General features: G+C 69.5%; 16 protein-coding genes. 13 read left to right on the top strand and 3 right to left on the bottom strand.

Annotation, left to right across the window (positions count from 1 at the left end; all coding sequences use genetic code 11):
- Positions 1 to 15: 15 nt before the first annotated feature.
- The 12 genes from ACFT7S_RS14900 (at position 16) to ACFT7S_RS14845 (ending at position 15,179) form a co-directional block, all read left to right on the top strand.
- Complete coding sequence (locus ACFT7S_RS14900) at positions 16 to 945, top strand: carbohydrate ABC transporter permease (protein ID WP_382731427.1); 930 nt, start codon at positions 16 to 18, stop codon at positions 943 to 945.
- Positions 942 to 1,853 carry a carbohydrate ABC transporter permease gene (locus ACFT7S_RS14895; RefSeq protein WP_382731424.1) on the top strand — a complete coding sequence of 304 codons (912 nt, stop codon included), beginning with the start codon at positions 942 to 944 and terminating at the stop codon, positions 1,851 to 1,853. The genes ACFT7S_RS14900 and ACFT7S_RS14895 overlap by 4 nt, the downstream gene beginning before the upstream one ends.
- Positions 1,854 to 1,858: 5 nt before the next feature.
- Positions 1,859 to 3,229: a polysaccharide lyase family 1 protein gene (locus ACFT7S_RS14890; RefSeq protein WP_382731421.1), complete on the top strand. Its 1,371-nt coding sequence runs from the start codon at positions 1,859 to 1,861 to the stop codon at positions 3,227 to 3,229.
- Complete coding sequence (locus ACFT7S_RS14885) at positions 3,226 to 4,401, top strand: Gfo/Idh/MocA family protein (RefSeq protein ID WP_382731419.1); 1,176 nt, start codon at positions 3,226 to 3,228, stop codon at positions 4,399 to 4,401. Before ACFT7S_RS14890 ends, ACFT7S_RS14885 begins: the two co-directional genes overlap by 4 nt.
- Complete coding sequence (locus ACFT7S_RS14880) at positions 4,398 to 5,225, top strand: PmoA family protein (protein ID WP_382731416.1); 828 nt, start codon at positions 4,398 to 4,400, stop codon at positions 5,223 to 5,225. Before ACFT7S_RS14885 ends, ACFT7S_RS14880 begins: the two co-directional genes overlap by 4 nt.
- Entirely contained in the window at positions 5,222 to 6,760 is a 1,539-nt protein-coding gene (locus tag ACFT7S_RS14875) for a glycoside hydrolase 43 family protein (protein WP_382731413.1), read from the top strand. Before ACFT7S_RS14880 ends, ACFT7S_RS14875 begins: the two co-directional genes overlap by 4 nt.
- Before the next feature lie 45 nt (positions 6,761 to 6,805).
- Positions 6,806 to 8,848, top strand: a complete 2,043-nt coding sequence (locus ACFT7S_RS14870) for a pectinesterase family protein (RefSeq protein ID WP_382731410.1) — start codon at positions 6,806 to 6,808, stop codon at positions 8,846 to 8,848.
- 65 nt (positions 8,849 to 8,913) lie between these two features.
- Positions 8,914 to 10,248: an ABC transporter substrate-binding protein gene (locus ACFT7S_RS14865; RefSeq protein ID WP_382731408.1), complete on the top strand. Its 1,335-nt coding sequence runs from the start codon at positions 8,914 to 8,916 to the stop codon at positions 10,246 to 10,248.
- A gap of 113 nt (positions 10,249 to 10,361) precedes the next feature.
- Positions 10,362 to 11,159, top strand: a complete 798-nt coding sequence (locus ACFT7S_RS14860) for a rhamnogalacturonan acetylesterase (RefSeq protein WP_382731407.1) — start codon at positions 10,362 to 10,364, stop codon at positions 11,157 to 11,159.
- 53 nt (positions 11,160 to 11,212) lie between these two features.
- Positions 11,213 to 12,481 (top strand): polysaccharide lyase family 1 protein, encoded by a 1,269-nt coding sequence (locus ACFT7S_RS14855; RefSeq protein WP_382731404.1) that lies wholly within the window; start codon positions 11,213 to 11,215, stop codon positions 12,479 to 12,481.
- 115 nt (positions 12,482 to 12,596) lie between these two features.
- The gene (locus tag ACFT7S_RS14850; protein ID WP_382731402.1) at positions 12,597 to 13,700 is read left to right on the top strand and encodes a pectinesterase family protein; all 1,104 of its coding nucleotides are present in this window, start codon (positions 12,597 to 12,599) and stop codon (positions 13,698 to 13,700) included.
- Positions 13,701 to 13,826: 126 nt separating this feature from the next.
- Positions 13,827 to 15,179, top strand: coding sequence for an aminopeptidase (locus ACFT7S_RS14845; RefSeq protein ID WP_382731400.1), 1,353 nt, complete (start codon positions 13,827 to 13,829; stop codon positions 15,177 to 15,179).
- Between the two features lie 10 nt (positions 15,180 to 15,189).
- Here ACFT7S_RS14845 and ACFT7S_RS14840 read toward each other — a convergent pair whose 3' ends face one another.
- From ACFT7S_RS14840 to ACFT7S_RS14830, 3 genes are all read right to left on the bottom strand, one after another.
- Positions 15,190 to 15,897 (bottom strand): hypothetical protein, encoded by a 708-nt coding sequence (locus tag ACFT7S_RS14840; RefSeq protein WP_382731397.1) that lies wholly within the window; start codon positions 15,895 to 15,897, stop codon positions 15,190 to 15,192.
- The gene (locus tag ACFT7S_RS14835; protein WP_382731394.1) at positions 15,897 to 16,469 is read right to left on the bottom strand and encodes a SigE family RNA polymerase sigma factor; all 573 of its coding nucleotides are present in this window, start codon (positions 16,467 to 16,469) and stop codon (positions 15,897 to 15,899) included. Before ACFT7S_RS14835 ends, ACFT7S_RS14840 begins: the two co-directional genes overlap by 1 nt.
- 203 nt (positions 16,470 to 16,672) lie before the next feature.
- Positions 16,673 to 17,293, bottom strand: coding sequence for a helix-turn-helix domain-containing protein (locus ACFT7S_RS14830; protein WP_382731880.1), 621 nt, complete (start codon positions 17,291 to 17,293; stop codon positions 16,673 to 16,675).
- Positions 17,294 to 17,711: 418 nt separating this feature from the next.
- On the opposite strand from ACFT7S_RS14830, the gene ACFT7S_RS14825 reads away from it, so the two are divergent.
- A complete protein-coding gene (locus tag ACFT7S_RS14825; RefSeq protein WP_382731393.1) occupies positions 17,712 to 19,166 on the top strand; it encodes an NCS2 family permease in 1,455 nt (484 codons plus the stop codon).
- Positions 19,167 to 19,198 lie beyond the last annotated feature (32 nt).

The following is a 19,198-nucleotide window of genomic DNA, read 5'->3' as shown; positions in this document are numbered from 1 at the left end:
GAACGGAGACGTGTCATGGCCCAAGCCGCAGCCGTGGCCAAACCGCCCAAGGTGACCAGGCGTCGCTCGGCGAGCCCGCGCCGACTGCCCTACCTGCTGATCGCGCCCGCCGGGCTGCTGATGCTGGGCTTCATCGCCTACCCGGTGATCAGCGTCTTCTACTACAGCCTGCAGAACTACAACGTCACCAAGCCGTGGCGGAACGGCTTCGCCGGGTTCGACAACTTCACCCGCATCTTCACCGAGGACGACCAGTTCTGGACGACACTCGGCTTCAGCGCCCAGTGGGTCGTCGTCCAGGTCTCGCTCCAGCTCACGCTGGGCCTCGCCCTCGCGCTGATCGTGAACCAGAGCTTCATCGGCCGCGGCATCTCCCGCGCGATGGTCTTCTCGCCCTGGGCCGTCTCCGGCGTCCTCACCAGCACCATCTGGATTCTGCTCTACAACTCCTCGACCGGCTTCAGCCGTTACCTCGCGGACGCCGGAATCGGTGACTACGGCACCTCGGTGCTCTCGGACACCGGCACCGTCTTCTGGGCCGCCACGGTCGCCGAACTCTGGCGCGGAGTCCCCTTCTTCGCCATCCTCATCCTCGCCGACCTCCAGTCCGTGTCGAAGGAGCTGTACGAGGCGGCATCGGTCGACGGCGCCGGCCGGATGCGCCAGTTCTTCCACATCACCCTGCCGCACCTGCGCGACGCGATCATCCTGTCCACCCTGCTCCGCGGGGTCTGGGAGTTCAACAACGTCGACCTGCTGTACACCCTCACCGGCGGCGGACCGGCGGGCGAGACCACCACCCTGCCGCTCTACGTCGCCAACACCGGTATCGAGGGCCACGACTTCGGCTACGCCTCCGCGCTCACCACCGTCGCCTTCGTGATCCTCCTCTTCTGCTCGATCGTCTATCTGCGCCTGAGCAAGTTCGGAGGCGACCACAAGTGACTGCCGCACTCGCCGAGAAGCACACGGGCACGGCCCCGGAGCCCGTACGGAACCCCCCGCCGCCGCCCGCACGGCGCCGCCGCGGACGCGAGCGCGCCTTCGACGACGTACCGCGCTGGCAGATCTATGTGCCCCTGGGCATCTATCTGCTCTTCACCCTCATCCCGTTCTACTGGATGTTCCTCTTCGCCGTACGGCCCGCGGGCTCCACCTCGCTGGTGCCCTGGCCGATGACGGGCGAGCACTTCTCCAAGGTCTGGAACGAGCGCAGCTTCGCGATCTTCTTCCAGAACAGCATGATCGTCGGCGTCGCCACCCTGTTCACCACGACCCTGGTGGCCCTGGCCGGCGGCTACGCCCTGGCCCGCTTCAACTTCAAGATCAAGAACGCGTTCATGCTGGCGCTGCTCTGCTCGCAGTTCATCCCCGGCGCGCTGATGCTCGTACCGCTCTTCGAGATCTTCAGGAACCTCCAGATGATCAACTCCCTCGGGAGCGTCATCATCGCCGAGACGGTCTTCCAGCTGCCGCTGTCGATCATCCTGATCAGCGGCTTCATCAAAAACGTGCCCATGACGCTGGAGGAAGCCGCCTGGGTGGACGGCTGCTCGCGCTTCCGCGCCTTCTGCGCGGTCGTGCTCCCGCTGTTGCGGCCCGGACTGATCGCTGTCGGTTCCTTCGCCTTCGTGCACAGCTGGAACCACTTCCTGTTCGCTCTGATGTTCCTCAGCGAACAGGACAAGCAGACGATCCCGGTCGGTCTGAACACCCTCATCGGCGCCGACAGCGTCGACCTGGGGGCGCTCGCCGCGGGCGGCGTCATCGCCGCCGTGCCCGTGGTGATCGTCTTCGCCTTCATCCAGAAGTGGCTGATCACCGGCTTCAGCGCCGGCGCAGTGAAGGGCTGACGCACATGACCGCACCTTCCCCCCTGACCACGCCGCGGCCCCGGACGGGCCGCCGCGCCGCCGCGGCGCTCGTCCTGCTCGTCGGCTGCCTGGCGCTCCAGCCCGGAGCCGAGGCCGCCACCCCGGCCGCCACCCAGGCCGTGCCCGCGGCCGCCGTTCCGGACCTGGGCCGGGAGATCCTCGCAGCCGATGACGGCTGGGCCGCCGAGGGCGCCGGGACCACGGGCGGTTCGGCCGCCGACGACGCCCATGTCTTCACCGTGCGGAACCGGGCCCAGCTCGTCGCCGCACTGGACGGCGGCAGCTCCGTACCGAAGATCATCCGTATCGCGGGGACCATCGACGCCAACACCGACGACCAGGGCCGCGCGCTCGACTGCGACGACTACGCCACCGACGGCTACGACCTGCCGGCCTACCTCGCCGCGTACGACCCCCGCACCTGGGGAGGCGCGAAGCCCTCCGGACCGCAGGAGGACGCCCGCAAGGCATCCGCCGCCCGGCAGGCCGAACGCGTCGAGCTGCGCATCGGCGCCAACACGACGCTCGTCGGCCTCGGCCGCAGCGCCGTGCTCAAGGGCGCGAGCCTCCAGGTCAGGGACGCCGACAACGTGATCGTCCGCAACGTCGAACTCCGCGACGCCTACGACTGCTTCCCCGTCTGGCAGCCCAACACCGGCGGCCTCGGCGACTGGAAGACCGCGTACGACACGCTCTGGCTGCGCGGCGCCACCCATGTCTGGGTCGACCACGTCACCGCGAGCGACAAGGGCCGCCCGGACGAGAAGGAGCCCACGTACTTCGGCCGCAACTACCTGCGCCACGACGGTCTGCTGGACATCACCAACGGCTCCGACCTGGTCACCGTCTCCTGGAGCCGCTTCCAGGACCACGACAAGGCCATTCTCATCGGCAACGGCGACACCGTCACCACCGACCGCGACAAGCTCCGGGTCACCCTGCACCACAACGAGTTCGACGCCGTCGTGCAGCGCGCACCGCGCGTCCGCTTCGGACAGGTCCACCTCTACAACAACCGGTACGTCGTCCCGGAGGACGCCGCCTACCGGTACTCCGTCGGCGTCTCCACCGAGTCCCGGATCGTCGCCGAGAACAACTCCTTCACCACCCCCGGCCATATCGAGGTCGCCGACCTGCTGAAGAGCTGGAACGGCAGCGCGCTGGCGCAGAGCGGCAACGAGTTCAACGGCTTCCCCGTCGATCTGCTCGCCATCTACAACGCGTACAACTCCGGCAGCGAACGCGATCTCACCGCGGACGTCGGCTGGACGCCCACCCTGCACGGAACGGTCGGCAGTGCCGCCGGTGCCGCCACCGACGTGGCACGCGACGCGGGCGCGGGGAGGGCTGGATGAGCACCTCCGTCACCCCCCTCCCGATCGTCCTCGCAGGGGCCCGCGGCCACGGCCGCTGGCACCTCGCCAACATCCGCCGCCTCCAGGACCAGGGCCTCGTCCGGCTCGCCGGAATCTGCGAACTGGCACCGCTCGGTCCTGGCGAACTCGACGCCTTTGCCGGCGAACTCCCGGAGCAGTCCGCCGACTTCGGGGCGCTCCTGGACTCCACCGGAGCCCGCGTCGCCGTCATCTGCACCCCGATCCAGACCCATACCGAGCTGGCTCTCACCGCCGCCGCCCGTGGCGTCCACCTCCTCCTGGAGAAGCCACCCGCCGCCACGTACGCCGACTACACACGTATGACCGACGGGGTACGGGAAGCGGGCGTCGCCTGCCAGATCGGCTTCCAGTCCTTCGGCTCGCACGCCGTCCCCGCCATCCGGGAGCTCGTACGCACCGGAGCGATCGGCACCGTCCGGGGCTTCGGCGCCGCGGGTGCCTGGGTCCGTGACGACGCCTACTACCGGCGGGCGCCCTGGGCCGGACGGCGCAGGATCGGCGAGACCGACGTCGTCGACGGGGTCCTCACCAACCCCCTCGCCCACGCCGTCGCCACCGCGCTCGAACTCGCGGACAGTGGGACGGCCGACGACGTGGTGGCCGTCGACACGCAGCTGTTCCGGGCCAACGACATCGAGGCCGACGACACCTCCTGCCTCCGCATCACCACCGCGGGCGGGCCGCCGGTCACCGTCGCCGTCACCCTCTGCGCCGAACAGGCCGCCGAACCGTATGTGATCGTCCACGGCGACCGGGGCCGGATCACCTTCTGGTACAAGCAGGACCGCGTCCTCGTCCAGCGCGCGGGCCGGGGTCCCGAGGAAGTCGTGCATGGGCGGACCGACCTCCTGGAGAACCTGGTCGGCCACCTCACGCACGGCGCCGCACTCCTCGTACCCCCGCATCGCACCGGCGCGTTCATGCGCGTCGTCGAGGCCGTGCGCACAGCCCCCGAACCCGCCGCGCTGCCCGCCGACGCCTGGTACACCGAACCGGCCACGGCCACCACCGGCGTACGGCGCGTCGTGCGCGGCATCGACGCCCTGGTCGCCGCGGGCGCCGACACCCTCAGCCTCTTTTCCGAACTCGGCGCCCCCTGGGCGCACCCCAGCGAGGTGAGTACACCGTGACCACCGCACTCCTCAGCTGCGCGGGCCGCCCCGTCGGCCGCTACAGCTATCTCCCCGCCGCCCACGACGGCCGCCCCTTCCTCCACCCCGTCACCACCCTGGCCGGCACCCCCGTCACCGAGGAACGGCCCGCCGACCACATCCACCACCTCGGCGCCTCCGTCGCCGTACCCGACGTGGCCGGATACAACTTCTGGGGCGGACGCACCTTCGTCCGCGACCAAGGCCCCACCGAACTCGACAACCACGGGGTGCAGCGCCACCTCGGCTGGAAGCTCCGCGACCCGGACGGCTTCGTGGAGGAGCTCAGCTGGGAGGCCGACGGCACCGAGCTGCTGCGCGAGCACCGCACGGTCGCCGTCACAGGGCTCTCCGACACCGCCTGGGCGCTCGACCTCTCGTTCTCCCTCACCAACCGGGGGACCACCGAGCTCTCCATCGGCAGTCCCGCCACGAACGGCCGCCCCGGCGCCGGATACGGCGGCTTCTTCTGGCGCGCCCCCAAGGAGTTTGCCGCCCCCGCCGTGTTCAGCGCAGACCTGGACGGTGAAGAGGCCGTGCACGGCGGCACCGCCGACTGGGTGGCCCTCGCCGGGGACGGCTGGACGCTCGTCTTCGCCGGGGCGACCGAGGAGACCCGGCACGACCCCTGGTTCGTGCGCAGCAACGAGTACCCCGGGGTGGGCTCCTCCCTCGCCGCCGACCGGCGGCTGAGCGTCGCCGCCGGAGCCACCGTCGTACGCCGCGTCGTCACCGTCATCGCCGACGGCACACTCGACCGGGACACCGCGGAGGCATACGTCCGCAAGGTCGTGACGGCATGAGCGGCCGCTCGACCCTCCGCTCCGCCGACCTCGGCGACGGCACCTACCGCAACCCGGTGCTCGACGCCGACTGGTCCGACCCGGACGTCGTGCGCCACGGGGACGACTACTACCTGACCGCGTCCAGCTTCGGCAGGGCCCCCGGGCTGCCCCTGCTGCACTCCCGGGACCTGGTCAACTGGTCCCTCATCGGGCACGCCCTGGACCGCCTCGAACCGGCCGCCGACTTCGCCGTGCCCCGCCACGACTGCGGGGTGTGGGCGCCCTCGCTGCGCCACCACGACGGACGGTTCTGGATCTTCTGGGGCGACCCCGACCACGGCATCCAGCAGATCAACGCCCAGGACATCCGGGGCCCGTGGAGCGCGCCGCACCTCATCAAGGCCGGCAAGGGGCTGATCGACGCCTGCCCGCTGTGGGACGAGGAGACCGGCGAGGCGTACCTCGTGCACGCCTGGGCCAAATCCCGCTCCGGAATCAAGAACCGGCTCACCGGCCACCGGATGAGCCCCGACGGGCGCGAACTGCTCGACGAGGGCCGGACGTTGATCGACGCCGACCGGATACCCGGCTGGTTCACCCTCGAAGGCCCCAAGCTCTACCGCCACGACGGCCACTTCTGGATCTTCGCCCCGGCCGGCGGGGTGGAGACCGGCTGGCAGGGTGCCTTCAGGTCCCGGGACTTCTCCGGCCCGTACGAGGAACGCGTCGTCCTCTCCCAGGGCCGTACGCAGGTCAACGGACCGCACCAGGGCGGCTGGGTGCGTACGGCTCAGGGCGAGGACTGGTTCCTGCACTTCCAGGCCAAGGGGGCGTACGGACGCGTCGTCCACCTCCAGCCGATGCGCTGGGACGAGGACGGCTGGCCCGTCATCGGTGACGCGGGCGAACCCGTCTCCGTACACACCAAGCCCCTCGCCCCCGAGCAGCCCCCCGAAGTGCCCGCCTTCGACGACGACTTCCCCGGCGGGCGCTTCGGCCGGCAATGGCAGTGGACGGCCGCACCCCGGTCCGGCTGGTCGGTCGAGCACGCGGACGACGGCTTGCGGCTCAGCTGCGTACGGACCGCGTACGCCCACGATCTGCGGGCCCTGCCCAACATCCTGGTGCAGCGACTGCCCGCCGAGACGTTCACCGTCGAGACGGGGCTCGCCCTGAACACCGACGAGCCGGGCGCCAAGGCCGGACTCGCCGTACTGGGCGACGCGTTCAGCTGGATCGGTCTCGAAGCGGGGGACGACGGGGTGCCGCGCCTCGTGCACCGGTACGCCGAGACCGTCGCCGAACACGAACGGGACGCCGAGCACCCACGCCCGGCCAAGGAGGGCCGCGTCCGCCTCCGTATCGAGGTCACGGCCGGCGCCCGCTGCCGCTTCTACGCCGACACCGGCGACGGCTTCCGCCCCTCGGGCCAGGTCTTCGCGGCGACGCCCTGGCGCTGGGTCGGCGCCATCCTCGGACTGTTCGCCACCGCACCGGCCGGGCCGGGACCCGCCGGAACGGCCGACTTCACCGCTTTCCGCACCGCGGACTGAACTTCCGCCCCCACCTTCGCCACCGCCTGTATGGGAGCCGCAACTATGCACCTCCGTACCAAGCGCACCCACGCCAGAACCCTCACCACGGCCTTCGCCCTGGCCGCCGCCCTCCTCGTACCGAGCGCACCGGGTCAGGCCGCCGCGGCCGGTACCGCTCCGCAGGACTCCGCCGGCCACCGCACCTGGTCCGACACCCCGCACGGCTTCGCCTCACTGGCCGGCGGGACCACCGGGGGACTAGGCGGCAAGGTCGTCACGGTCTCCACCCGGTCGGACCTGGAGAGGTACGCCGGGGCCGAGGGGCCCTACATCATCCGGGTCGCGGGCTCCATCGCCGTCGAGCCCTTCGGCGGCGACATCGACGTGACCTCGGACAAGACCATCGTCGGCGTCGGCGACACGGCCGAGATCGTCCACGGCGAGCTGCATCTGAACCCCGGCACCAGCAACGTCATCATCCGCAACCTGACCATCCGCGACTCTTCCCCAAGCTCTCAACTGCGTTCGAGCAGGGGATACCCCATCTTCGAGGGCGACTGGGACGGCAAGACGACCGACTTCGACGCCATCCAGATGGACTCCGTCGACCACGTCTGGATCGACCACAACCGCCTTACGCACATGGGCGACGGTCTGCTCGACATCCGTAAGGACAGCGAGTACATCACCGTCTCCTACAACCACTTCGACAACCACAACAAGGCGCTCGGCATCGGCTGGACCCCGAACGTCAAGACGCAGATCACGATCGACCACAACTGGTTCAGCGGCACCAAGCAGCGCAACCCGTCCGCCGACAACTGCGCCTACGCCCACCTCTACAACAACTACCTCTCCGCACAGGTCGCGGACGGGGACCCGCTGTGGACGTACGGCAACTGGGCACGCGGCGCCACGAAGATGGTCATCGAGAACAGCTACTACGAGGGCGTACAGCACCCCTACCAGGCCGACGCCACCGCCGAACTGGTCCAGCGCGGCTCGATTCTGAAGGACACCACCGGCCGCACCGACGCCTGGGGTGCCGCCTTCGCCCCGCGCGACTTCTATCCGTACACCCTGGACCGCGCCGCAGACGTCCCGGAACTGGTCACCCGCTACTCCGGGCCGCAGATGAACATCGGCACCGACACCGTCCTGCGGGTCCCGGCCCACTACCCGACCGTGCAGGCGGCCGTCGACGCGGTGCCCGCGGGCAACGACGGGCGGATCACGGTACGCCTCGCCCCCGGCACCTACCGCGAGCACGTCAGGATCGGGAAGAACCAGCCGTACGTCTCCCTCGTCGGCACCGGCACGCACCGCGACGACACCCTCGTCGTCTTCGGCACCCCGGCCGGTGAGCTCAAGCCCGACGGCACCACCCAGGGCTCCTGGGGGAGCGCGACCCTGGTCGTCGAAGGGCACGACTTCAGTGCCCGCAACCTGACGTTCTCCAACGACTTCGACGAAGCGGCCGTCGAGCTGAACGGCGAGCAGGCCCTCGCCGTGAAGACCACGGGCGACCGGCTGACCTTCACGGACACCGGCTTCCTGGGCAACCAGGACACCCTGATGACCGACACCCCGACCCTCACCCAGAAGTCCCGTGTCTACATCCGGGACTCCTACATCGAGGGCGACGTCGACTTCATCTACGGACGCGCCACCACCGTCGTCGAACGCTCCGTGATCAAGGCGCTCAGCCGTGGCTCGGAAACCAACAACGGGTACATCACGGCCGCTTCGACCTGGAAGGACAACCCGTACGGCTTCCTGATCACCCGCAGCCGGATCATCAGCGACGCCCCCGCGGACTCCTTCCACCTGGGCCGGCCCTGGCACCCGGGCGGCAACCCCGACGCGATCGGCCAGGTTCTCGTCCGCGAGACGCTGCTGCCGGCCGCGATCAAGGCGAGCCCCTGGACCGATATGAGCGGCTTCCCCTGGCAGGAGGCGCGGTTCAGCGAGTACCGGACGTACGGCCCCGGCGCCGCCGTCACCGCGGACCGGCCGCAGCTTCCGGCACAGGACGCCGCACACCACGACGTGGCCGACTACCTCGCGGGCGAGGACGGTTGGACCCCCCACCGCATGCAGCACTGACACTCCCTCCCCGAAATCCCCCCGCACTACAGCACAGCGACCGAACCGAGAGAGAAGAGCCGACCATGAACATCTCGAAGACGTACCGGGGGCGTGCCGCGGCAGCGGTCTCCCTCACGGCAGTGCTCGCGCTGACGGCCACCGCCTGCGGTGACGACGGCAGCGGCTCGGGCAACGAGGGCAGCGGCAAGGGCGAGATCACCTTCTGGGACAACAACGGCGGTCCGCGCACGGCCATCTGGACCGAGATCATCAAGGACTTCGAGAAGAAGAACCCGGACATCGACGTCAAGTACGTCCCGATCCCGATCGCGGACGTGCAGTCCAAGTACGACACGGCGATAGCGGGCGGCGGGCTGCCGGACGTCGGCGGCGTCGGCACCGCGTACCTCTCCAACATCGTCTCGCAGGAGGCGCTGGAGCCGGTCCAGGACCGGATCAAGGAATCCGCCCTGAACGGCAAGCTCGTCGAGTCCATGGTCGCCAGCGTCAAGGTCGCGGGCGGCCGGGGCGAGGACATGTACACCGTGCCGACCTCCGCGAACAACGGCGCGCTCTGGTACCGCACCGACCTGTTCAAGGCCGCCAACCTGGAAGCGCCCACCACCTGGGCGAAGTTCTACGAGGCAGCCGAGGCGCTGACCGACTCCAAGAACAACAAGTTCGGCTACACCATCCGCGGCGGCGCGGGCTCCATCGCCCAGGCCATCGACGCCTCGTACGGCCAGTCCGGCATCACGGAGTTCTGGAACGGCGACAAGACGACGCTCAACGACCCGAAGAACGTCGCCGCGCTGGAGAAGTACGCCGCCCTCTTCAAGAAGACGACGCCGTCCGCCGACGTCAACAACGACTTCACCAAGATGGTCGCCCAGTGGGACACCGGCACCATCGGAATGCTCAGCCACAACCTCGGCTCCTACCAGGACCACCTGAAGGCGCTGGGTCCCGACAAGTTCGCCGGCATCCCCAACCCGGTGGGCGACAGCGGCCGGCGGGTCCAGGTCTCCAACCCCGTCGACGGGCTCGGCCTGTTCCGGGCGAGCAAGAACAAGACGGCGGCCTGGAAGTTCATCGAGTTCGCGGCCTCGCACGAGGCCAACAGCAAGTGGAACGAGTCGGCCGGTGCCATCCCCGCCAACACCGAGGCGGCGAAGGACCCCTGGATCGCCGCTTCCGAGCCGACCGCGCTCGGCGCGAAGGCCCTGACCGACGGCTCCACCTCGATCGTGCAGCTGCCGTACTACCTGCCCGACTGGAACAACATCAGCAAGGCCGACAACGAGCCGGAGTTCCAGAAGCTGCTCCTCGGCAAGGTCACGGCCAAGGAGTTCCTCGACAAGATCGCCGATGAGCTGAACGCCGCGCAGAAGGAGTGGAAGGAGCTGGGCAACGGCTGATCCGGCCGGCTCCGCCTCCCCCTGACCGGGACCGGCGGCGGTACGGGTCGCGCCCCGCCGCCGGTCCCGCTCCACGCAGGACCATCACCCCCCCAGAGAGAGGCAGTCCCACCGTGTCCCTCACCCGCAGAAGGACGGCAGCCGCGCTGCTCGCGCTGCCCATCGCCTTCGCCGCCACCCCCGCCTTCGCCGAGAGCGGAGGCGGCCGGCCGAGGCCCCGGACCCTGCACGTCGCGGGCGACTCCACCGCCGCCCAGAAGTACGCCGACGCGGCACCCGAGACCGGCTGGGGCATGGCCCTGCCGTTCTTCCTCGGCCATGGCGTCGACATCGCCAACCATGCGGTAAACGGCCGCAGTTCGAAGAGTTTCATCGACGAGGGCCGCCTCGCCGTGCTTCTGGAGGGCGTCCGCGAGGGCGACCTCGTGCTCATCCAGTTCGGGCACAACGACGCGAAGATCGCCGACCCGACCCGTTATACGGAGGCCTGGTCGACGTACCAGGAGTATCTGCGGCAGTACATCGACGGTGCGCGGGCCCATGGTGCGCTGCCCGTCCTCGCGACGTCCGTGGAACGCAGGAAGTTCGACGCGAGCGGCACGGCCCTGCCCACCCACGGCGATTACCCGGCGGCGATGCGGGCGCTGGCCGAGGAGGAGGACGTGGCACTGGTCGACATCCAGGCCCTGTCGATCACCCTGTGGCAGAAGCTCGGCGTCGAGGAGACCAAGACGTACTTCAACTGGACCGCGACCGAGCAGGACAACACCCACTTCAATCCGCCGGGCGCGATCGCCGTGGCCCGCCTCGTCGCGACCGGGCTGCTGGACCACCGTGCGCTCGCCCCGCGCGAGGTACGCCGTCTCGACGACGAGATCCCCGAGTCCTGGATCACCTGGCCCCAAGCCTGAACCGCACGAAGGAGAGCCGCACAATGAGAACCCCAACATGTCATGGGCGCGTCATGACTGTGCTGGTCGGCTGCACCGCCCTCGTCCTGGCCGCCACCGGAACCGCCCAGGCCGCGGGTCACCCCGACCCCGCCCGCCAGACCCTCGCCGCGCAGGACGGCTGGGCCTCCGAGGGCGCCGGCACCACCGGCGGTTCGGCCGCCGACGACGGCCACGTCTTCACCGTCACCACCTGGGCAGAGTTCAAGGCCGCGCTCACCGCCGCCGCGGACGCCCCGTCGATCATCAAGGTCAAGGGCACCCTCGACGCCACCTCCCAGGGCTGCGCGTCCTTCGAGGCGCCCGGCTACGACTTCGACCAGTACCTCGCCGACTACGACCCGGCGGTCTGGGGTCTCGACGACCCGCTGACCGGCGAGCAGGAGGAGCTGCGGGCCGCCTCGGCGGACAGCCAGAAGCTGGGCATCATGGCGTTCGTCCCCGCGAACACGACCATCGTGGGCGTGGGCGAGGACGCCGGGATCAGGGGCGGCAGCCTCCAGATCAAGGGCGTGCAGAACGTCATCCTCCGTAACCTCACCATCGAGGCCCCGCTGGACTGCTTCCCCGCGTGGGACCCGACCGACGGCGCCACCGGCGCCTGGAACTCCGAGTACGACGCGGTCGTGGTCTACGGCTCCCAGCACGTCTGGGTCGACCACAACACCCTGACCGACGGCCGCTACCCGGACTCCACCCTCCCCTCGTACTTCGGCGAGATCTACCAGCAGCACGACGGTCTCCTGGACATCGTCCGCGGCGCCGACCTGGTCACCGCCTCCTGGAACGTCCTCACCGACCACGACAAGACCCTCATGATCGGCAACAGCGACAGCGCGGGCGCCGACGACCGGGGCAGACTGCGCGTCACCCTTCACCACAACCACTTCGACGGAGTCGTCGAGCGCGCCCCGCGCGTCCGCTTCGGCAAGGTCGACGCGTACAACAACCACTTCACGGTCACCGAGGGCCAGAAGTACGGCTACTCCTTCGGTATCGGCATCGAGTCCCAGCTCGTGGCGGAGAAGAACTCCTTCTCCCTGCCGTCGTCGGTGCAGGCGGGCACGGTCCTCAAGAAGTGGAAGGAGGCCCCCCTGACGGCCTCCGGCAACTACGTCAACGGCGCCGCCACCGACCTGATCACCGTCCACAACGCGCAGTACCCGGCCGAGCAGCTGGCGTCCGGGGCGGGCTGGACCCCCGAGCTCCGCACCAAGGTCAACGACCCGCGCGCGCTGCCCGGCCTCGTCACCAGGAAGGCCGGCGCGGGCAAGGTCTGCTGACCGCCCCCTCCACGCCGGGGCGGACCCGCCATTGTGCGCGCGACGCCCGCCCCGGCCCCTCCCGTTCTCGCCCCGGCCTCTCCTGTTCCCGCGCCGCAACGGAGGTACCTCCCGCATGACCTCGTACGTTCCCCTCGCCCGCCGCTCCCTCCTCGCGGGCGCACTCGCCACCGCCGGACTCGCCCTCGCCCCCCGGGCGTACGCCACGGGGTCGGCCCCCTTCGGCCGGTACGGATCGCCGTCCAGGCGGCTCACCGAGCGGACCCTGTACATCGATCCGCTCGGCCGTGGCGACCACACCACCGTCCAGGCCGCGGTCGACGCGGCCTCCGGCACCGGCCACATCCTCGTCCTGGCCCCCGCCGTCTACCGCGAGACCGTCTCGGTCACCGAGGCCCGCACCGGCCTGACCCTGATCGGCGCGAGCGAGGACCCGCGCGCCACGGTCATCGTGTACGACAACGCTGCCGGCACCCCCAAGCCCGACGGCTCCGGCACCTACGGGACCAGCGGATCGGCCACCACGACCGTCAGGGCCGCGGACTTCACCGCGCACCGCGTCACCTTCGCCAACGACTGGCTGCGCGCCGACCACCCGGAGACGACCGGCACCCAGGCCGTGGCCATCAAGGTCATGGGCGACCGCTCGGCCTTCCACCACTGCCGCTTCCTCGGCCACCAGGACACCCTGTACTCCGACACCCTCGCGCTGTCCGTGGTCGCCCGGCACTACTTCTCGCACTGCTACGCCGAGGGCGACGTCGACTTCGTCTTCGGCCGCGCGACCAGCGTCTTCGAGCACTGCCGCTTCCACACCCTGGCCCGGGACGTCGACTTCACACCGAAGGGGATGGTCTTCGCCCCCTCCACCGCCCGTGCCACCCCGTACGGCTACCTGGCGGTGAGGTCCCGCTTCACCAGCGGCGCGGAGGACGCGGCCTACAAGCTGGCCAGGCCGTGGGTGCCGAGCTCCGACACCACCGCCCGGCCGTCCCTCGTCGTACGCGACTCGGTCATCGGACCCGGAACGGACGCCACCGCTCCGTACACCAACATGGCGTCCGGCTACCCGTGGCAGGACCAGCGCTTCGCCGAGTACGCCAACACCGGACCCGGAGCACGCATCCTCGTCCCCGAGAACCGCCCCCAACTCACCCGGGAACAAGCGAGGTTGCACACCAGTGCCGCGTACCTGGGCGACTGGCACCCGCAGCTCTGAGGTCCGGACCGCACGCGAAAGTCCAAGAGTTCCCCTCGCTACGGGTGATCACAGGGAAACGCCGGCCGCGTACTGTGCTGCGCGACTCATCCGTCACCTCAACACCCGTTACGAGGGGGACTCTTCGTGCGCAAGATCGCTACCACCGCGCTTGTCTTCGCCGGTGTCGTATCCGCGGCCACCGCCGTGCCCGCCACCGCCGCACCCGGCACCGACTCCCCATCGGCGCCTGCCGCCGCCACCTCCGCCGTGCAGAGCACCGACATCCGGGAGCAGCTGGAGCGGACCCCCGGGCTGACCGTCACCTCGGTCGCCGACAAGGGCGGTTACCCCCTCTACTCGCTCACCATCACGCAGCCCGTCGACCACACCGACCTGGCCCGCGGCACCTTCGAGCAGCGCTTCACGCTCTGGCACAAGGACACGGCCAGACCGATGGTCCACTACACGGGCGGCTACGGGCTCTCCTCCGGCACGCGGGAGATCACGAATATCCTCGACGCCAACCAGGTCAGCGTCGAGCACCGCTACTTCAACGTCTCGCGACCGGCCACCTACGACTGGGACGACGTCACCGTCTGGCAGGAGGCCAGCGACGAGCACGCCATCGTCGAGGCACTGAAGCCGATCTACCCGGCCAAGTGGCTGGGCACGGGCGCCAGCAAGGGCGGCATGACCCAGACGTACCACGAGCGTTACTACCCGCAGGACCTGGATGCCGTCGTCGCGTACGTCGCACCCAACGACGCGAACAACCGTGACGACAGCGGATACGAGAACTTCTTCGCCACCGTCGGCACCCCGGAATGCCGGGCCGCGCTCAACGCCGTACAGCGCGAGATGCTGGTGCGGCGCGAGGCGATGCTGCCGAGGTTCGAGGCCACCAGCCGCGAGGAGGGGTACACCTTCGACTACCTCGGCGGTGCCGACCGGGCCTTCGAATTCTCCGTGCTCGACCAGGTGTGGAACTTCTGGCAGAGCGGCAGCTACACCAACTGCCCGGCCATCCCCGACGCGAAGACGGCCGGCGACGACGAGCTGTACACCTGGTCGCTCGCCAACGGTCTGTCGATCTACTCCGACCAGGGGCAGGGCGCAGAGGGGAGCGGACCGTACTACCGGCAGGCCGCCGCCCAACTCGGCTGGGCCGACCTGAAGTTCAAGCATCTGAAGGACGTGCGCAACTACCCGGACATCTACCAGCCGAACTCGGTCCTGCCCTCGGACATGGAGACCTCCTACGACGGCCGGACCATACGCGACGTCGACAGCTGGGTGGCCACGCGCGGCGAGCGGATGATGTTCGTCTACGGCCAGAACGACCCGTGGAGCGCCGAACGGTTCAAGCCGAGCAAGCACGACTCGCACCTCTACGTGGCGCCCAACTCCAACCACGGCGCGCTGATCTCCAAACTGACGCCCGAGGAGCGGGACGAGGCGACGGCCACCGTCAAGCGGTGGGCCGCCCCCTCGGCGTAACACTTCAAGGTCAGTGGGCGGGGCCGAAGTCCCCGCCCACCGCCGCCTGTTGACCAAAAGCGCGGGCGCGGGCCGTGTAATCGTCGCCCTTGGCGTCCCGGGCGCCCTCGGCGTGGTTGTACTGGCCCGCGAACGTGTGCGTACCGACGGGGACGGTCCGCCCCGGCTTCAGCGTCCAGCGGTAGACGAGGAAGCCCCCCTCCTCCCGCGCCGATGCGGTGAAGTCCTCCACCGGGAGGGAACGCCAGGACCCGGTGGTGTTCACCCCGCCCGTCAATGCGATCCGCAGCTCGACGGTGAGCGCCGAGAGGGCCTTTCCGGTCTTCACCGTGACCTCGCTCTGCGCCCAGTACCGGTTGCTGTTCGAGTTCACCGAACCGTCCGACCACAACGGTCCGTCCTCGGTGGGCAGTGCGGAGCCCTGCTCGGGAGCCGCCGTGGACGGAGAAGCCGCCCCCGCCACCCGCTGCCCGCCCCCGTCGTCGTGGAGCGCCGAGGTGACCGCGAGCGTGCCCACCGCCAGCACCCCGCACACCGCCACCGTCGCGCCCACGACCCGCAGCCACGGCATCGGGGCACGCAACGGCCGCAAGACCCGTCCGGCACGCGCCGGGCCTCCCTGGGACATCCCGCGCTCCACCCGGGCCAGCATCCGCTCCCTGTCCGGGTGGTGGGCCCGCGCCGCGTCCTGAAGCCTCTGTCGCAGCTCGTCGTCCATCAGTGCCTTCCTTCGCTGCGCCGCGCCGCGGCGGCCACCTGCACCTGCGCGGCGCCCCCGTGCGGCCCGAGCAGGCGTTGCAGCTCCGCGACGCCGCGCGAAGTCTGGCTCTTCACCGTGCCGACCGATATCCCGAGCACCAGCGAGGTGTCCCGCTCGGACAGATCGAAGGCGTGGCGCAGCACCACACACGCCCGCTTGCGGAACGGCAGCCTGCGCAGCGCTCCTTGGACGTCGACGACCGCCGACACATCGGGATCATCGACGGCGTACCCGTCGCCACCCCCGCGCGGCGCCCAGAACAGTGCGACCCTGCGACGCTCCCGCACCGCGCTGCGAATCCGGGTACGGGCCAGATTTGCGACGACGCCTCGCGCGTACGCCACCGGATGCTCGGCGGCCCTCACCCGGTCCCACCGGTGCCAGAGCGCCATCAGCGCGTCCGCCGCGAGATCATCGGCGGCATCGGCCTCACCGGTCAACATATGGGCGACCCGCGCCAGTTCGGCGTAGTGGGCCTCGAAGAACTCATGGAACTCGGCGGCAGCGGCATCGTCGACGGCTCTGCCCACGGGTACCTCTCTCTGCGGTCGAATCCCTGTCGTTGCCGGTGTCCGCCTGTGTACATTCCCCGGCCCCCGCGGGGAGCAGGCGGGGCGAGAGCGTACCAGCGCATGCCGGAAGCGCTTCGACGCCGGCGTACTACCCAGTAAGGCGTATCGCCGCGAAAACATGAACCCCGGGGACCAAGGTCAACTACCCGCACCCGCTGCGCTCAACGGGCGGGCGGGAATTTCGACCAGAAGTGGTCCAGGATCTCTTCCAGGTAGCGCAGACCCGCCTCGCCCGAGGCGGACGAACCGCCGGCCCTGCTCAGGGTCGCCGTCATCAGCTCCTGGTACTCCTGGTGCATCTCGCGCAACGGGCCCGACAGTTCGCGGCGGTCCGCGGACAACAGTCGGGCGATCGAGCGGGTGTGGGCCTGCCAGCGAGTGCCGACAGCGTCGTGCAGCAACTGCGCCAGTTCCCCGTCCAGTCCGGTCACGGTGATGAAGTCCCGAGGACTCAGTGCAAGGACTGCCGCAAGTGCCGCGGACTGGCGGCTGGTGCCGGTCCACTCCCCGGTCGACTCCATGTGCTGGTAGGCGTGAACATCCAGGCCCGTGGCGCGGGCCACGTCCTCGATGGCGAACCCGCGCGCCAGGCGGTGCTCCCGCAAGGTTCGTGGAGCCCCGATGAGCTCGCTCGGCGCACACCACAACGCGCCGGCCAGCGCAGCGAGCTCAGGAGCGGAGGGAAGGGCGGTGCCGCGCTCCCAGGCGCTGATGTGGTCCGAGGTGATGTGGGTCATCCCGTAGGAGGCACGCATGCCGTGGGCCACGTGCCCGGGAGCCATTCCCAGGCTTTCGCGCAGCACCCGGGCAGCGCGGGAGTTGAAGGGGGGTGCTGGTTCGGCCGAGGAGGGATGATGCACCGCCACAGGCTAGGGGGTGAACGTCATATGTGCGATTGTACGTATGGTCAGTTTCCGGATTTATTGGGAATTCGCTCGCTTGATTCTGTAGGAAATGACAAGCCGGGGCTCTGGAATGCGGCATCCCGTAACGCTCTGGTCGCCTGACCGACCGCGCCTGTAGGGGAATTTACGAATCCTCCGCGCGTATGATCCGCACACGCCTGTCGTGTGTGTGTTCGTTTCCGACGCCCGCCGTGCGGCAATCGGCGTATCCCACAAGGGGTGCCGACTCCTCCGTGCCGTGCGACGGCGCAGGGGTGCGGGCCCTCGCACCTCATCCGTAACCACAGGAGAAACCATGCAGACCAGCGCGACCGGCAAGGCGGATTCTGCCGGACCGCCCGCGGGGGGATCCGGATCGGCGGTGGACCGCTACTTCCGCATAACGGAGCGCGGTTCGACGTACGCAACGGAGATACGCGGCGGCTTCGCCACGTTCTTCACGATGGCGTACATCCTTGTCCTCAACCCGATCATCCTGGGCAGCGCCAAGGACAAGTTCGGCGACCAGCTCGATGCGGTCCAACTCGTCACGGCCACGGCTCTGGTGGCCGCCGTGATGACAGTGATCATGGGTGTGGGCGGCAATCTGCCGTTGGCTCTGGCGGCCGGGCTCGGACTCAACGCCGTCGTCGCCTTCCAGATCGCGCCTCTCATGAGCTGGGACGACGCGATGGGCCTCATCGTGCTTGAGGGCCTGCTGATCTGCGTTCTCGTCCTGACGGGTCTGCGAGAGGCGGTGATGCACGCCATTCCGCAGCCGCTCAAGCAAGCCATCAGCGTCGGCATCGGCCTGTTCATCGCCTTCATCGGCTTCGTCGACGCCGGATTCGTCACACGCATCCCGGATGTCGCTCAGACCACCGTGCCGGTCCAGCTCGGCACCGGCACGCTGAGCGGCTGGCCCATGCTGGTCTTCTGCGCCGGGTTGCTTCTGACGATCGTGCTGCTCGCGCGCAAGGTCAAGGGTGCGATCCTCATCAGCATCGTCCTGATGACCGTGGTCGCCGTGGCGGTCAACGAGTTCGCCGAGGTCAAGTCCTGGGGTCTGACTGTGCCCCAGATACCTGACGAGATCGTCGCCTCGCCGGACTTCGGGCTCCTCGGCAACTTCGACCTGTTCGGCTCCTTCGGGCAGGTGAGCGTGCTGACCGTGGTGCTCCTGGTCTTCACCCTGATCCTGTCGGACTTCTTCGACACCATGGGCACCGTCGTCGGCGTCACGGCCGAGGCCGGGCTGCTCGACGAGCGTGGCCAGGTCCCGGGCCTGGGTCGGGTGCTGCTCATCGACGGCGCGGCCGCCGTCGCGGGCGGCGCAGCCTCCGCTTCTTCCGCCACGACCTACATCGAGTCGGCCGCGGGCGTCGGCGAGGGCGCGCGCACCGGATTCGCCAACCTGGTCACCGGCGGCCTGTTCGCGCTCGCCCTCTTCCTCACCCCGGTCCTGACCATGGTGCCGATGCAGGCCGCGGCGCCGGCGCTTGTCGCGGTCGGCTTCCTGATGATGACCCAGGTCAAGCACATCGACTGGGACCGTTTCGAGGTGGCCATCCCGGCCTTCCTGACCATCGCCGTGATGCCGTTCACGTACTCCATCACCAATGGCATCGGCGCCGGCTTCATCGCGTATGTCGTCATCAAGGCATGCCTTGGCAAGGCGCGAGAGGTGCACTGGCTGCTGTGGGGCACCTCGGTGCTGTTCGCGGTGTACTTCGCCATCGACCCGATCGAGCAGCTGCTCGGAGTGAAGTAGCCGAACCGGCACCGGCACCGCCCGTCAGGCGG

This window comes from Streptomyces sp. NPDC057136 (assembly GCF_042670885.1).
GTDB lineage: Bacteria > Actinomycetota > Actinomycetes > Streptomycetales > Streptomycetaceae > Streptomyces.
Note: the sequence above shows the minus strand (reverse complement) of the source record. Positions and strands in the feature narration are given on the sequence as shown.